The sequence below is a fragment of the Streptomyces sp. NRRL S-337 genome, from assembly GCF_000720175.1.
Classification (GTDB): domain Bacteria; phylum Actinomycetota; class Actinomycetes; order Streptomycetales; family Streptomycetaceae; genus Streptomyces; species Streptomyces siderophoricus.
Genome location: NZ_JOIX01000008.1, coordinates 116,398 through 130,770, shown reverse-complemented (window position 1 = coordinate 130,770; position 14,373 = coordinate 116,398). Strand labels below are relative to the sequence as shown.

The window sequence follows — 14,373 nt, the reverse complement described above, 5'->3', positions numbered from 1 at the left end:
GCCAGGCGCGCGGCCCTTCCGCGTCCGCGCGCGGGGGAGTGCGGGCCGTGCGAGGGGAAATGGGGCCAGTGGTGGACGTCCAGCCGAATCCGGGGGTGCCGGCGCGCCGGCGTCGGGGGCCGCGCGGGGGCCGCGCACCGCTCGCGTTGCTGCTCGGCGCGACGCTGATGCTGGTGAGCGCGTGCGGTGGCGACGACGGCGACGACGGGAAGGCGGCCGGCAAGGCCGGCGGCGCCCAGGCCGCCTCGCAGGCCGCCGTGACGATAGCCCCCAAGGACGGCGCGGACGGCGTGGCCACCAGTGGCGCGCTGAAGGTGACCGCCCGGAAGGGACGGCTCAAGACCGTCAAGGTCACCGACGGCAAGGGCAATGCGGTCGACGGGAAGATATCCGGCGACGGTGCGCTGTGGCAGCCGAGCGGCCATCTGGGCGCCTCGACGAAGTACACCGTCGACGCGGTCGCGGTGGACGGCCGGGGCCGGGCGGCCGCCGAGCACGCGACGTTCACCACCCTCGTCCCGAAGAACACCTTCATCGGCCAGTACAGCCCGGAGAACGGCCAGCAGGCCGGCGTCGGGATGCCGGTCTCGCTCCGCTTCACCCGCGGCATCACCCACCCCAAGGCGGTGGCGGACGCCATCAAGGTCACCGCCAGCCCGTCGGTCCCGATCGAGAGCCACTGGTTCGGCAACGACCGGCTGGACTTCCGGCCCGAGAAGTACTGGGCGCCCGGCACCAAGGTCACCCTGAAGCTCGACCTCGACGGCGTCGAGGGCCGCCCCGGCGTCTACGGCACCCAGGCCAAGCAGGTCTCCTTCACCGTCGGCCGCAGCCAGGTCAGCACGGTCGACGCGGAGAAGAAGACGATGACCGTGGTCCGCGACGGCAAGAAGATCAAGACCGTCCCGATCACCGCCGGCGCACCGGGCACCGAGACGTACAACGGCACGATGGTGATCAGCGAGAAGCACGTGGTGACGCGGATGAACGGCGACACCGTCGGCTTCGGCGGCGAGTACGACATCAAGGACGTCCCGCACGCCATGCGGCTGAGCAATTCCGGCACGTTCATCCACGGCAACTACTGGTCGGGCGGGTCGACGTTCGGCACCCGCAACGCCAGCCACGGCTGTGTCGGCCTGTTCGACCAGCGCGGCGGCGGCGACGGCTCCACCCCGGCGGCGTGGTTCTTCCGGAACTCCCTCGTCGGCGATGTCGTCATCGTCAAGAACTCGCACGACGAAACGATCCAGCCGGACAACGGCTTCAGCGACTGGAACCTCTCCTGGGAGAAGTGGAAGGCCGGCCAGTAGGTCCCTGCCGGAGCGCCGGAGCGCCCGAGAGTCGAGAGCAGGCGGGGAGCGGCGGGAAACGGCCGGAAGGTGGCCGGGTGCGGACACTGTGACGGACCGCACCGGTCCGCCCGCCGTTAACGCGTACTAACCTTCCGGCATGACTGTGAATCTTGAGGTCACCGAGGGTGTCGGCACCATCCGCCTGGACCGCCCGCCGATGAACGCACTGGACATCGCCACCCAGGACCGGCTGCGCGAGCTGGCCGAGGAGATCACCCGCCGCGACGACGTGCGCGCGGTCGTCGTGTGGGGCGGCGAGAAGGTCTTCGCGGCCGGCGCGGACATCAAGGAGATGCAGGTCATGGACCACGCGGCGATGGTCGTGCGGTCCAAGGCGCTGCAGGACGCGTTCACCGCCGTCGCCCGGATCCCCAAGCCGGTGGTCGCCGCGGTCACCGGCTACGCCCTCGGCGGCGGCTGCGAGTTGGCGCTCTGCGCCGACTTCCGGATCGCCGCCGACAACGCCAAGCTCGGCCAGCCGGAGATCCTGCTCGGCCTGATCCCGGGCGCCGGCGGCACCCAGCGGCTGGCGCGGCTGGTGGGCCCGTCCAAGGCCAAGGACCTGATCTTCACCGGCCGTCAGGTGAAGGCCGAGGAGGCGCTCGCCATCGGACTGGTCGACCGGGTGGTGCCGGCCGCCGAGGTCTACGAGCAGGCGCACGCCTGGGCGGCGCGGCTGGCGGCCGGACCGGCGCTGGCGCTGCGGGCCGCGAAGGAATCCGTCGACGCCGGACTGGAGACCGACATCGACACCGGGCTGACGGTCGAACGGAACTGGTTCGCCGGGCTGTTCGCGACCGAGGACCGGGAGATCGGGATGCGGAGCTTCGTCGAGGAGGGCCCCGGCAAGGCCAAGTTCCTCTGATACGCGAGGTGTTGGCGGGACGCCTGAGGTTTGGCCGGGACCCGATGCCTCGTGTGGGCGAATCGCTGAAGCCTTAACTGCCGCTTAAAGCAGCCTTGTTGACGCACCGGATCGATCCTTCGTATGCCCGGTGTCGTCGCAGGTCAGCGGCAGGGTTTCGAGACTTCGAATGTCACTGGCATATGACTCCGTCGGGGGCGGGAACCGTCGATTCCGGGCAACGGATTCCGTCGGTTCCGCCCCCGCGACCGCCAAGTAACAGCCATGATGGGGGCATGGCGGGCCTCGAAGGAATGGAGCAGCCGCGGCCGCGGAGCGATGCGGCCGCCGCGCGATGGGGCATCCCGGATGCGGACCGGGCCCCGACGCCGGCTCCCGGCAGTCCGGTTTCGGTGTCCGTCGACCTGGTGGCCGAGCCGACCCTCGGCGAGGTCCGGCTGCCCTCCCGTCCGCAGTCCGCCGGTATCGCCCGCCGGCTGACCGCCGCCGTCCTCCTGAAGCAGTGGTCCCTGACGCCCCAGCTCGCCGAGCAGGCCGTACTGCTGGTCTCCGAGCTCGTCGGCAACGCCGTACGCCACACCGGCGCCCGGACCCTGGCGCTGCGGATGCTGCGCCGCCGTGGCTGGATCCGCATCGAGGTACGCGATCCGTCCCGCGGGCTGCCCTGTCTCATGCCCGTCCATGACCTCGATGTCAGCGGGCGTGGGCTCTTCCTCGTCGACACACTCTCCGACCGGTGGGGCGTGGACCTGCTGCCGCGCGGCAAGACCACCTGGTTCGAGATGCGGGTCGGCGACCGCTGAACGCTCCCCTCCGGCCGGTGCTCCGGTCGCGCGGTGGCGGTCCGTAGGATGGGCTGTTCATGCGCGTGACGGTACGGAGGAGGGACATGTACCAGCTGCGGCGCTCGGCCGGCATGATGCTGCTGCTCCTCCTCGCGGTCACCTTCGGTCCGCTGCTGTGCCGGACCGGCCTCGAAGCGCCGGCCCCGGCCGGCCGTACGGCAGCGTCGGCGGCCGTGGCGACCGCCGTGCCCGCGACCGACGGGCGGCCCGCCGCAAAGCCGGAGGCCGCGCCGCTGACCGACCCGCCGGCCGCCGCCGACCCGGCGAAGCGGTGCTCGGACCGGCATGCGCCCGGCCCCGACGAGTCCGCGCCGCTGCCCGCCCCGCACCGCGGTGAGCCGCTGGCCCCCGCGCCGACCGCCGGACCCGGGCCGCTCGCCGCCGACGCGCCCGCACAGTTCGCGCTGGCCCGTCCGCCGACGGACCAGGCCCCCGCCAACGACCCCACCGCGCTCCTGCCCGTACTGCGGATATAGGCCGCCGGCCACACCCACCCGGCCGACTTCCCTCTCCGTACGTCAGGAGCTTCCGCATGCCCGCAAACGCTTCCCGCACCCGCAAACTGGCCGCCCTCGGCGCGGTCCTGGCCCTCGTCGTGGCGTTGGTCGCCATCGGTGTCGCCGTCGGCAAGGCCGTCGAGGGCGACCGTGACACCACCGCCGGCGGCGAACCCGGGACCGCCGCCTCGACCCGGCCCGAGGAGGACCCCGCCCAGCAGAAGATGTTCGACGACCTCGCCCGGCGGACCAGCCGGCGCACGGCCGGCGACCCGCTGGCCGTCGGCAAGAAGGACGCCCCGGTCGTCCTGGTCGAATACGCCGACTACCAGTGCTCGTTCTGCGGCCGCTTCACCCGCGAGACCCAACCCGAGCTGATCAAGAAGTACGTCGACGCCGGCACCCTGCGCATCGAATTCCGCAACTTCACCGTCTTCGGCGCCGACTCCGAGCGGGCCGCCCGCGCCTCCTGGGCGGCCGGCCGGCAGGGCAAGTTCTGGCAGCTGCACGACACGCTGTACGCCAAGACCCGCAAGGGCGCGGCGCTGGCCGAGGACAAGCTCGTCGAGCTGGCCGAGGAGAGCGGGGTGCCGGACCTCGACAGGTTCCGCAGCGACCTGAAGAGCGCGGACGCCGGGCGGGCGCTGAAGAAGGACCAGGACGAGGGCTACCGGCTCGGGGTGCAGTCCACGCCGTCCTTCCTGATCAACGGCCGGCCGGTGGCCGGGGCCCAGCCCACCGAGGTCTTCGCGCAGGCGATCGAGGACGCCGCGGCGCGGGCCGGCAAGGGCGGTGCGGGGGCCGGGAAGTGACCGACATCGGCTACCTCGCGGCGTTCCTCGGCGGTGTGCTGGCGCTGATCAGCCCCTGCAGCGCACTGTTGCTGCCGGCGTTCTTCGCCTACTCGCTCACCGGCACCGGCCGGCTGCTGGCCCGCACCGGGGTCTTCTACCTGGGGCTGGCCACCACGCTCGTACCGCTCGGCGCGGCGAGCACGGCGGCCAGCCGGCTGTTCAACGGCCACCGCGACCTGCTCATCACCCTCGGCGGCTGGACGGTCATCGCGATGGGACTCGCCCAGATCCTCGGCCTGGGCTTCGCCTCCCGGCGCGCGCAGGCCGCGGCGGCCCGGATCACCCCGCGGTCGGCGGTCACCACCTTCCTCCTCGGCTGCGTCTACGGCCTGGCCGGCTTCTGCGCCGGCCCGATCCTCGGCGCGGTGCTGACCGTGACGGCGGTCAGCGGCTCACCGGTGTACGGCGCCTCGATGCTGGCCGTCTACGCACTGGGCATGGCGCTGCCGCTGTTCGTGCTGGCGCTGTTCTGGGACCGCTTCCGGCTGGGGTCCCGCGGCTGGCTGCGCGGCCGGGAGTTCACCCTGGGGCGGCTGCGGCTGCACACCACTTCTGTGGTGTCCGGGGTGTTCTTCCTCGGCATCGGGGTGCTCTTCCTGTGCTTCAACGGGACCAGCGGGCTGCCCGGCATCCTCGACGCCGACGCCGAATTCCGGGTCGAGGAATGGGCGACCCGGCTCGGGAACGGCGTGCCGGACTACGTCCTGATCGCCGTGGCCGCACTGGTCGTCGCCGGGGTGCTGGGACGCATCGCCCTCCGGCCGGAGAAGCGGCCGGAGGACGGGGGCGGCGAGGCACCGCCCCCGGGCCGGTAGCCCGGTGCGTGCCGGGTCCGCCCCCGGACCGCCGCGGTGGCCGCCCCTCGTGCTGCGGGCTGCCGCCGCGGCCGGGCGTCAGGCGCTCAGGGGGCGGCGCCAGCGGGGGTGGGGGCGGGCGAACCGGCGTATGTGCGGGTGGTGCGCATCCGCCCGGCGCCGGCGGTCGTTGCAGAGCAGGCACTTGCCGTAGCCCGGCGGGAGGGGGTCCTCCGGGTCGCCGTACAGGGGGTCGACCGCGCCGTGCGGATGCAGGGCGCAGCCGGTCGGGCCGGTCTCGGCGCCCAGCGAACTGGCGGCGGTCAGCGCCTGCCGGAGGACGTCGACGAGTTGGTCCGCGTCGTGCCGGTTGGGCGCGGACTGGAGGGCGGTGGTCAGGTCGGAGGCGGTGGTCAGCGCGGTCTGGAGTTCGCGCAGGTGTGCGTAACCCATGCCTTGGAGCGTAGGCGGACCCACTGACAGTTGATCTTCCGATCGCACTTCGCGGCTTCCCATGCCCGCATTCATGCCCGCCCACGCCCACGATTTAGCACCGGAAGGGTGACCGTCCCCTTGCGGGCGCATGACGGGCGGGGTAGGGCGCCGGCGGCCGGGCCGGCCGCCGGCTTCGCGACTACGGCGCCACCGGCAGTGCCCGCTTGTGGGCCGTGAGGCGGTAGCGGCGGGTGATGGCCTCGAAGGCGGGGGTCGGGACCGGCTTGCCTTCGAGGAAGTCGTCGATCTGGTCGTAACTCACCCCGAGGGCGTCCTCGTCCGGCTTGCCCGGGTCGAGGGTCTCCAGGTCGGCGGTCGGCACCTTGGTGACCAGCTCCTGCGGGGCACCCAGGGCCGCCGCCACCGCGCGCACCCGGCGCTTGGTGAGACCGGTCAGCGGCACGACGTCGGCCGCGCCGTCGCCGAACTTGGTGAAGAAACCGGAGACCGCCTCGGCCGCGTGGTCGGTGCCCACGACCAGTCCGTCGTGGGCCCCCGCGACCGCGTACTGCGCGATCATGCGCTGCCGGGCCTTGATGTTGCCGTGCACGAAGTCCTGGTGGTGCGCGTCGCGGAAGACCAGCCCGCCGTCCACCGCGGCCTGCAGCGCCGCGTCGCTCGCCGGGCGGACGTCGACGGTCAGTTCCCGGTCGGCGCGGATGAACTCCAGCGCGCGCTGGGCGTCCTTCTCGTCCGCCTGGACGCCGTAGGGCAGCCGCATCGCGTAGAACGTCGCCTCGTAGCCGTTGGCCCGGGCCCGCTCCACGGCGAGCTGGCACAGCCGGCCGGTGGTGGTCGAGTCGACGCCGCCGCTGATCCCCAGGACCAGCGAGCGCAGACCCGAGGAGGTCAGCTGCTCCGTGAGGAAGGCCACCCGGCGCTCGATCTCCTGCTCGGCGTCGAAGGACGCGGTTACCTGGAGATCCCGGGCGATCTCCTGCTGCAGGGCCATGGACGCCGGGTCGGTCACGGCTGCTCCTTTTCCGCTCGGGTTCGTTTCCGGTACGGGCTCGCGGGCGTTTTTCGGCGAGGCCGCGTACGGGGAAATGTGGGCCTGGTCACGCGTGGCGCGCTCCGGTCACCGTTTGTCGCCTTTTGCCTACGAAGCGTTGCGCATGGTTGCGCTGTGCTTGTCGCCGGCATACGGACGGTGGCCGTAAGCGCGCTTTCGCGTGCCGTAGGAAACTTTATGCCGGGTGCGCCCACTTCTTCAGAGCGGTCCGGCTGGAAAAGTTCGCGACGTCCTTGTCCAGCGGCTGGTCGGTGTACTGGTGGATGCGCCACTTCGCCTTGATCCGCGGATGACCGGCGGAGACGTAATCGGCGATCCACAGGCCGTCGGCCGTGTAGGACGTGGTGTCGTGGTGGAGCCAGAAATCGCGGTTGCAGTAGAGCATCACACGGTGCTTAGGACGGAGCTTCTTCACCTCGACCAGGAACTGGTCCTTCTGCGCGTTGCTGGCGGACGTTCCCTCGCCGGTGCGCTCCCAGTCGCACGCCAGGATGTCGCCCGGGACCGAAGCGCACTTCTCCACGAAATACCGCGCCTGGGCGGAGATGCTGCCCGGCCACAGGAAGTGGTAGAAGCCCACCACGCAGCCCGCTTTACGGGCCTTCGCGGCCTGGGACTTCTGGTGCGGATTGATGTAGGAGCGGCCTTCGGTCGCCTTGACGAAAACGAAGTCCAACCCCTCGACGGAATATGAGGTGTTGTACGAGCTGACATCGACACCGTGCAGCATGAGTGGCCTCCTGCCGATCGGACCTGCGATTCGAAGCGCCAACTGCTCGACACGTCAACTGCCTTGCCACGAGTGCCGTGCTCTGCCGTGCGTGTTCCGTGCCCGCCGTGCCCGTGCCGTCCCCGTGCCGTGCCTCTTCTGCGTCTCTGCGCGCCCCGCGTCCTCGGTCTGCCCTTTCCCTGAGTCTTCCCGTTCCTGACCGGACGTACGTTCCCCACGGGCCGCCAGTTCACCGCGGGCGGCGGATGTTGTCCCGGTGAGCGGGCGCGGGAGGAGACGGCCCGTCAGCGGCGCAGTGCGCGGCGCAGTACGGCGCGGACCCGGCGCCGGACGCGGCCGAAAGCGCGGTGCGCCGCGCGGCGGGTCCGGGTGGCGCGCAGCTCCTGGAAAAGGAGTTGGTAGCGCTCGGCGATCGGCTCGGGGTCGTAACGGCGGGCGCTCTCCCGCGCGGCCTCGGCCATCTTCCGGCGGCGCACGGGGTCCTCGATGAGGCCGAGCAGCCCGGTGGCGAGCGCCCGGCCGTCGCCGGGCGGCACCAGCAGGCCGTCCGCGCCGTCGTCGATGATCTCGGCCGGTCCCAGCGGGCAGTTGGTGCTGACGACCGGCACACCGCAGCGCATCGCCTCGACGAGGGTCATGCCGAACGACTCGGCGTCCGAGGCGGAGGCCACGATCGAGGCCTTGGCGAACTCCGCCTCGATCGGCGAGCGCGGCCCGGTCAGTTCGGCGCGTTCGGTCAGCCCGAGCCCGTCGATCAGGCCCTGGAGCCGGTCGCGTTCGGCACCGCCGCCGTGTATCCGCAGCCGCCAGTCGGGGTGCTTGGCGGAGACCGCGGAGAACGCCTCGATCAGCAGGTCGAAGCGCTTGCCGCGGACCAGCCGGCCGGCCGCCGCGATCACCTTCGCGGTGCCGTCGGAGGGCACGACGGGCGGGGCGGGCACGATGTTGGGCACCGCCAGGACCCGTACGCCGGGCAACGGCATCCGGGTGCGGTAGACCGCCGCGTCCGCCTCGGTGGTGGTGACCAGTGCGTCCAAGTGCTGGTAATGCCGGGCGAGTTCGGCGCGCAGACGCTTGCCGTGCGCGTCGTGGCGCAGGTGCTCCTGGGCGATCCGCAGGGCGCGGCGGGGGCCGAAGCGGGCCAGGTAGACGTTGATGCCGGGGCGGGTGCCGATCAGGACGTCGGCGTCGGTGCCGCGCAGGAACTCCGCGGCGCGCACGTCGACGAGCCGGCTGTACTGGTGGTGCCGCTTCTCGGCGAGCGGGAAGTCCTTGGCGGGCTCGCCGAACCGCGGGTCTGCCATGTCGTCGCTGCCGACCCGGGTGTCCACCAGGGGCACCAGCCGCACCCGGGGGTCGAGGGTGAACCGGGGGACCTCGCGGTGGCGCAGCATCGAAACGATCTCGACCTCGTCGACGCCGGGCCGGCCGGCGAGCGCGGCGGCGAGGTTGAAGGTGGTGCGGATGGTGCCGCCGATGGCGTACGCGTTGTGCAGCAGGAGGGTGATCTTCATCCGGAGTGGTGTCTTCCCGAGGTCTGCCCAGTCGTGGGGCCGGCGGGTCGCGCACCGAGGCCGACCCGCCGTGCCGGCCCGTCCGGCACGGGGGCCACCGTGTCGGCAAGGGGTAAGCCGACTGCGTGGCGGGGGTGAGAGGCCGGTAAGAACCGTGGGTGAGAGCCGGGTAAGAAAGCCGCCGCCGGGCCGGCCGCCCGCCGTCGTCCCGCCGTGGCCTTGGCAGACTTGCCGGGTGACCCATTCCGTACTGCTCGCCGAGGACGACCGCCCCATCCGCACCGCCCTGGAGCGTGCCCTGACCCTGGAGGGGTACCGGGTCACCGCGGTCGCCGACGGCATCCAGGCGCTGGCCGCCGCGCACCGCGAGCGGCCGGACGTGATCCTGCTGGACGTGATGATGCCGGGCATCGACGGGCTGCAGGTGTGCCAGGTGCTGCGGGCCGAGCAGGACCGCACCCCGATCCTGATGCTGACCGCCCGGGTCGAGACCGCCGACCGGATCGCCGGTCTGGACGCCGGGGCGGACGACTACGTGGTCAAGCCCTTCGAGGTCGAGGAGGTCTTCGCCCGGCTGCGGGCGCTGCTGCGGCGGACCACGACGGACGGGGCCGGGGCGGCAGCGGGCGGCGCTCCCGGGACGGCTCCCGGGCCGGCCGGCGAGGAGGCGGCCGGCGGGTACGACGTCCGGGCGGTGGACAGCGGGGTCGTCGAGGCGGCGGACCTGCGGATCGACGGGCCCTCGCGCCGCGCCTGGCGCGGGGACCGGGAGCTGGAGCTGACCCGGACCGAGTTCGAGCTGCTGGAGCTGCTCGCCCGGAACGCCGGGATCGTCCTGGACCACTCGACGATCTACGACCGGATCTGGGGCTACGACTTCGGGCCGGGCTCCAAGAACCTCGCGGTGTACGTCGGCTACCTGCGCCGCAAGGTCGACGTCCCGGGCAGCCGCCCGCTGATCCACACGGTGCGGGGCGTCGGCTACGTCCTGCGGGAGGACTGAGGTGCCCGGCCGGCTGCGGGCCTGGTTCCGGTCCCGGGCCGGCGCCTGGCGGGACCGCGGGCGCGCCGTCTGGCTGCGCACCCGCCGGCCGGCCAGTCTGCGGACCGCCTTCGCGGTGGCGTTCGCCACCGGGGCCGCGGTGGTGACCGTGCTCGTGGGGTTCCTCAGCTACGACGCGGCCGCGCGGCTGGTGCGGGTGGACGAGAGGTCGGTGTTCTCCGAGGTCGTACGGGATCTGCGCACCCAGGTGCAGGAGAAGGAATTCGGGCCGGCCGACTACGCGGCCTCCGACCCCGACCACGACGGGCCGCGCGACGACCTGACCCGGCCGACCCGCACCGATGTGCAGATCCTGGGCGCCGGCGGCCGGATCGTGGAGCTGGGGCGCCCGGCCCTGCCCGCCGGTGCCGCCGAGCGGCGGATCGCCACCGACCCGCAGGCCGGCCGGTACGCGGAGCGGGAGGCGGAGCTCGGTGACGACGAGTACCACGTCGCGACCGTCGCGCTCGGCGGCGGCCGCGGGGCGGTGCAGGTCGCCCAGAAGTTCAGCGAGACCGAGGACCTGCTGTCCGCGCTGCAGCAGCGCACCATCCTGCTGGCGGCGGTGGTCATCGCGCTGGCCGGCACGGTCGGCTGGTGGCTGGCGCGCCGGATCACCGGCCGGCTGGTGCGGCTGACATCGGTCGCGGAGAGCGTCGCCGAGCACGGGCGGCTGGACGTGCCGGTGCCGGTGGCCGGCCGGGACGAGGTGGCCCGGCTGGGGCGGGCCTTCGACGACATGCTGGGGCGGCTGGCCAGCGCCGTCCAGGACCAGCAGCGCCTCGTCCAGGACGCCGGGCACGAGCTGCGCACCCCGCTGACCTCGCTGCGGACCAACATCTCGTTGCTGAAGCGGTTCGACGACCTGCCGCCGGACGCCCGCGAGGAGCTGCTCGCCGATCTGGCGGGCGAGGCCCGGGAGCTCAGCGATCTGGTCAACGAGCTGGTCGGGCTGGCTGCCGGGCAGCGCGACGACGATCCCTTGTCGGAGGTGAGTCTGGCGGAGGTCGCGGAGAAGGCGGCCGCCTCCGCCCGCCGCCGCACCGGCCGCGAGATCACCGTACGCACCCTCCGCCCGGCGGTGGCCTGGGGACGGCCGGCCGCGCTGAACCGGGCGATCGGCAATCTGCTGGAGAACGCCGCCAAGTTCGACGCGGGCGGCACCGAACCGATCGAGGTGCGGGTCACCGGCGCCCGGATCGAGGTCCTCGACCGGGGGCCGGGGATCGCGGAGGCCGATCTGACCCGGGTCTTCGACCGCTTCTACCGCTCGGCCGCCGCCCGCGGGCTGCCGGGCTCCGGGCTCGGCCTCGCCATCGTCCGGGAGATCGCCACCGCCCACGGCGGCCACGCCTTCGCGGCCGCCCGGCCCGGCGGCGGAGCCGTCCTGGGCTTCACGGTCGGCCGGGGCTACGCCCACTGACCCGGCCTGCGGCCTGTGGCCCGTGGCCTGCGGCCCGTGGCCGGTGCGTCGGCCCTGGTGGATGACCCGATGGCTCGGTCCGATGGCTCGGTCCGGGGGCAGCCCTCCCTCAGCCCCTCGCCCCACGTCCCTCAGCCCACGTCCCTCAGCGGGTCTCGCCCTGGGCCACCTCCACCGACGCGTGGAGGTCCGCCGCGGCGTCCAGGGCGGCGGCCGCGGAGAACGTGACGCAGGTGAGCAGGGCCGCCGCGACGAGCCGGCGGCCGCGAAGGCCGGTGGGTATCCGGGGGCGGCCGGCTGCCGCCTGGGAGCCGAGCAGCGCGGCGACCCGGCGCGGCACCGGGCCGGTGGTCGCGGCGAGGACCGTACGGGGGCGGTGCGGCGCCGGGGCGTGCGGCCCGGCGGCCAGGGCGGCGCGGCCGATGGCGCGGGCGGTGACCCGGCGGTCGCCGACCCGGGCGGCGGCCGCTTCGTCCGCCCAGCGCTCCAGGGCGTACGCCAGCGGCGCCCGCAGACCGCGGAGCAGCGGATGGCAGACCTCGGCGAGCGCGGCGGTGAGCAGGAAGAGGTGGTGCCGGGCGGCGAGATGGGCGCGCTCGTGGGCGAACAGTGCCTCGCGCTCGGCGGCGGACAGCGCCCGCAGCATCCCGGCGGTGACCACCACCCGGCCCGGCCGCCCGGGGAGGGCGTACGCGTCGGGCGCGGCGTCGGGCAGCACGCACAGGTCGCCGGAGACCGGGTGCGGTGCGGTGGCGCGCCGGGCCGCGCGCAGTTCGGTGCGGTGCCGGCGGGCGCGGTGCGCGGCGGCGAGGGCGCAGACGGCGAGCGACAGGCCGGCGGCCCCGGCGGCGGGGAGCATGACGGCCGGATCGCCGTCGGTCAGCGGGAGGGAGAGATGACCGAGGGCGGCGACCGGCGGCAGCCGCAGCGCCCCGGCGGCCACCAGCAGGCCGAGCGCGGCGGTCGTGCACCCTGCGAGCAGGGCGGCGCAGCCGGTCAGCAGCCAGGCCGCGGCGCGCGGCGGCAGCGACTCGGCCAGCCGGCGGGCGGCGGGCACCGCGAGCAGCGGCATCAGCAGCGGGATCCAGACGGCGACGATCACGGGGCGGCCCCCGGGGCGGGCGGCCGGCCGGTACCCGGCGTCCCCTGCGGGCCGTCCGCTGCGCTCTCCAGCAGGGAGCGCAGCAACTGCTCGTCCTCGCGGGTGAGTTGGGAGACGAAGCGGGCGAGCGCGGTGCCGCGGTCGTGTTGCTTGTCGAGCTCGCTGCGCATCCGCCGGGCGGTCAGCCCCGCGGAGTCCTGTATCGGGGAGTACGTGAAGCCGCGGCCCGCCCGGGAGCGGGACACCGCGCCCTTGTCGTGCAGCCGGGACAGGATCGTCGTGACGGTCGTACGGGCCAGCCGGCCGCCGAGGGCGCTCTGCACCTCGGCCGGGCTGAGCGGACCCTCGGCCGCCCAGAGCGCGGCGAGGACGCTCGCCTCCAGCTCGCCGGAGGGGCGCCGCTGCGCGGGTGGTGTCTCCGACATGGAACGCCCTTCGCCTGCTCGTCGTCTACAGTTCCGTAGACCGTCTACGTGACTGTAGTCGGTCGGGCCGGTCGGACGGCAGGCCCGCGACCCATTATGTAAGGGGCCACCGACATGGCCGTAGCCGCTGCGTTTGCGCAGGTGGCAGCCGATGCGACGGGCACGGTCCAAGCCGTCGACGTGCTCGACGCCGGCTCGCTGCTCGCCGCGTTCGGGGCGCTCGGCGTCGCCGTCGTCCTGTTCGCCGAGACCGGACTGCTGGTCGGGTTCTTCCTGCCCGGCGACTCCCTGCTCTTCACCGCCGGACTGCTCTGCGCCCCGGGCGCCGGCGGCGCCGTGCACCTCGCCCTGCCCCAGGTGCTGCTCGCCGCCACGGCGGGCACGCTCGCCGGATCCCAGACCGGCTACTGGCTCGGCCGGCGCGGCGGCCGCGCCCTGCTGGCCCGCAGCCGCTCCCGCAAGCTGCGGGAGGGCGCCGCCCGCGCCGAGGAGTACCTCGCCCGCTACGGCCACGCCAAGGCCCTCGTCCTCGCCCGCTTCGTCCCGATCGTGCGCACCGTGCTGAACCCGCTGGCCGGGGCCCTTCGGGTGCCCGCCCGCACCTTCACCCTCTGGCAGATCACCGGCGGAGTGGTCTGGACGCTCGGTCTCACCCTCGCCGGATACGCACTGGGCTCGTCCGTGCCCAACGTGGACCGCTATCTGCTGCCGCTGGTGGCCCTCGTGGTGGCGGTGTCGCTGACCCCGCTCGCCCTGGAGGTGCTCCGCGCCCGCCGGCGCCCGGCGACGGCCGACCCGGAGGAGCAGCACCCATGACCTCCCTCGCCCTCGGCGGAGCCGCGATCGACGGCACCGCCTACACCTGGATCACCGGTCTCGCGCACCGCGCCCCGCACGGCCTGAACGTCGCAGTCGCCGCCTGGAGCGACTACGGCCTGGCGCTCTTCGCCGTGCTGATGCTGCTCGCCTGGTGGCGGGCGCGCCGCCGCGGGCCCACAGCCATGGCCACGGCCCTGGCCACCCCCCTGACCGTCGTCCTCGCCTACGTCGCGAACGACCTGGTCAAGAGCCTCTTCGACGAGCAGCGGCCGTGCCGGACGCTGCACACCCTCACCGTCGAGAGCTGCCCGGGGCCCGGCGACTGGTCCTTCCCCAGCAACCACGCCGCCATCGCCGCGGCCGCCGCGGTCGCGCTCCTCCTGTGCGACCGGCGGCTCGGCCGGATCGCCGCCCCGGCCGCCGTCCTGATGGCGGCCTCCCGGGTCTGGATCGGGGCCCACTACCCGCACGACGCCGTCGCCGGCCTGCTCACCGGCGGCCTGGTGGCCTGGGCACTCACCCCGCTCGCCGACCGCGCGGCCCCCGCCGTCGCCCGGATCCGCACGACCCGGTTGCGCCCCCTGGTGGCCGCGCGGTGACC

16 protein-coding genes are annotated in these 14,373 nt (G+C 73.8%); 10 read left to right on the top strand and 6 right to left on the bottom strand.

Going from position 1 to position 14,373, the window contains the following annotated elements; genetic code table 11:
• Positions 1 to 59 precede the first annotated feature (59 nt).
• From IG62_RS0109290 to IG62_RS0109265, 6 genes are all read left to right on the top strand, one after another.
• Entirely contained in the window at positions 60 to 1,313 is a 1,254-nt protein-coding gene (locus tag IG62_RS0109290) for a L,D-transpeptidase family protein (RefSeq protein WP_078871893.1), read from the top strand.
• Between the two features lie 139 nt (positions 1,314 to 1,452).
• Positions 1,453 to 2,220, top strand: coding sequence for an enoyl-CoA hydratase/isomerase family protein (locus IG62_RS0109285; RefSeq protein ID WP_030799678.1), 768 nt, complete (start codon positions 1,453 to 1,455; stop codon positions 2,218 to 2,220).
• 275 nt (positions 2,221 to 2,495) lie between these two features.
• Entirely contained in the window at positions 2,496 to 3,023 is a 528-nt protein-coding gene (locus IG62_RS0109280) for an ATP-binding protein (RefSeq protein WP_030799676.1), read from the top strand.
• Positions 3,024 to 3,109: 86 nt separating this feature from the next.
• Positions 3,110 to 3,541 carry a hypothetical protein gene (locus IG62_RS0109275; protein ID WP_030799673.1) on the top strand — a complete coding sequence of 144 codons (432 nt, stop codon included), beginning with the start codon at positions 3,110 to 3,112 and terminating at the stop codon, positions 3,539 to 3,541.
• Between the two features lie 56 nt (positions 3,542 to 3,597).
• Positions 3,598 to 4,374, top strand: a complete 777-nt coding sequence (locus tag IG62_RS0109270; RefSeq protein ID WP_030799671.1) for a DsbA family protein — start codon at positions 3,598 to 3,600, stop codon at positions 4,372 to 4,374.
• Positions 4,371 to 5,231, top strand: a complete 861-nt coding sequence (locus IG62_RS0109265) for a cytochrome c biogenesis CcdA family protein (protein WP_030799669.1) — start codon at positions 4,371 to 4,373, stop codon at positions 5,229 to 5,231. Before IG62_RS0109270 ends, IG62_RS0109265 begins: the two co-directional genes overlap by 4 nt.
• Before the next feature lie 78 nt (positions 5,232 to 5,309).
• Here IG62_RS0109265 and IG62_RS0109260 read toward each other — a convergent pair whose 3' ends face one another.
• From IG62_RS0109260 to IG62_RS0109245, 4 genes are all read right to left on the bottom strand, one after another.
• A complete protein-coding gene (locus IG62_RS0109260; protein ID WP_030799666.1) occupies positions 5,310 to 5,663 on the bottom strand; it encodes a hypothetical protein in 354 nt (117 codons plus the stop codon).
• A gap of 181 nt (positions 5,664 to 5,844) precedes the next feature.
• Positions 5,845 to 6,675, bottom strand: a complete 831-nt coding sequence (gene nadE, locus IG62_RS0109255; protein ID WP_030799664.1) for an ammonia-dependent NAD(+) synthetase — start codon at positions 6,673 to 6,675, stop codon at positions 5,845 to 5,847.
• Positions 6,676 to 6,892: 217 nt separating this feature from the next.
• The gene (locus IG62_RS0109250) at positions 6,893 to 7,447 is read right to left on the bottom strand and encodes a GH25 family lysozyme (protein ID WP_030799662.1); all 555 of its coding nucleotides are present in this window, start codon (positions 7,445 to 7,447) and stop codon (positions 6,893 to 6,895) included.
• A 284-nt stretch (positions 7,448 to 7,731) separates the two neighbouring features.
• The gene (locus tag IG62_RS0109245; protein WP_030799660.1) at positions 7,732 to 8,961 is read right to left on the bottom strand and encodes a glycosyltransferase family 4 protein; all 1,230 of its coding nucleotides are present in this window, start codon (positions 8,959 to 8,961) and stop codon (positions 7,732 to 7,734) included.
• 235 nt (positions 8,962 to 9,196) lie between these two features.
• Between IG62_RS0109245 and IG62_RS0109240 the strand changes: the two genes are divergently transcribed.
• Both IG62_RS0109240 and IG62_RS0109235 read left to right on the top strand, forming a co-directional pair.
• Positions 9,197 to 9,964 (top strand): response regulator transcription factor, encoded by a 768-nt coding sequence (locus IG62_RS0109240; protein ID WP_030799658.1) that lies wholly within the window; start codon positions 9,197 to 9,199, stop codon positions 9,962 to 9,964.
• Position 9,965: 1 nt separating this feature from the next.
• A complete protein-coding gene (locus IG62_RS0109235) occupies positions 9,966 to 11,426 on the top strand; it encodes a sensor histidine kinase (RefSeq protein WP_078871892.1) in 1,461 nt (486 codons plus the stop codon).
• Positions 11,427 to 11,571: 145 nt separating this feature from the next.
• On the opposite strand, the gene IG62_RS0109230 is transcribed toward IG62_RS0109235, so the two are convergent.
• Positions 11,572 to 12,528: a M56 family metallopeptidase gene (locus IG62_RS0109230; protein WP_030799654.1), complete on the bottom strand. Its 957-nt coding sequence runs from the start codon at positions 12,526 to 12,528 to the stop codon at positions 11,572 to 11,574.
• Entirely contained in the window at positions 12,525 to 12,953 is a 429-nt protein-coding gene (locus IG62_RS0109225; RefSeq protein WP_030799652.1) for a BlaI/MecI/CopY family transcriptional regulator, read from the bottom strand. Before IG62_RS0109225 ends, IG62_RS0109230 begins: the two co-directional genes overlap by 4 nt.
• A gap of 114 nt (positions 12,954 to 13,067) precedes the next feature.
• On the opposite strand from IG62_RS0109225, the gene IG62_RS0109220 reads away from it, so the two are divergent.
• Both IG62_RS0109220 and IG62_RS0109215 read left to right on the top strand, forming a co-directional pair.
• On the top strand, positions 13,068 to 13,769 hold the full coding sequence (locus IG62_RS0109220) for a DedA family protein (RefSeq protein ID WP_051797791.1): 702 nt from the start codon (positions 13,068 to 13,070) through the stop codon (positions 13,767 to 13,769).
• The gene (locus IG62_RS0109215) at positions 13,766 to 14,371 is read left to right on the top strand and encodes a phosphatase PAP2 family protein (protein WP_030799646.1); all 606 of its coding nucleotides are present in this window, start codon (positions 13,766 to 13,768) and stop codon (positions 14,369 to 14,371) included. Before IG62_RS0109220 ends, IG62_RS0109215 begins: the two co-directional genes overlap by 4 nt.
• The last annotated feature ends 2 nt before the right edge of the window (positions 14,372 to 14,373 follow it).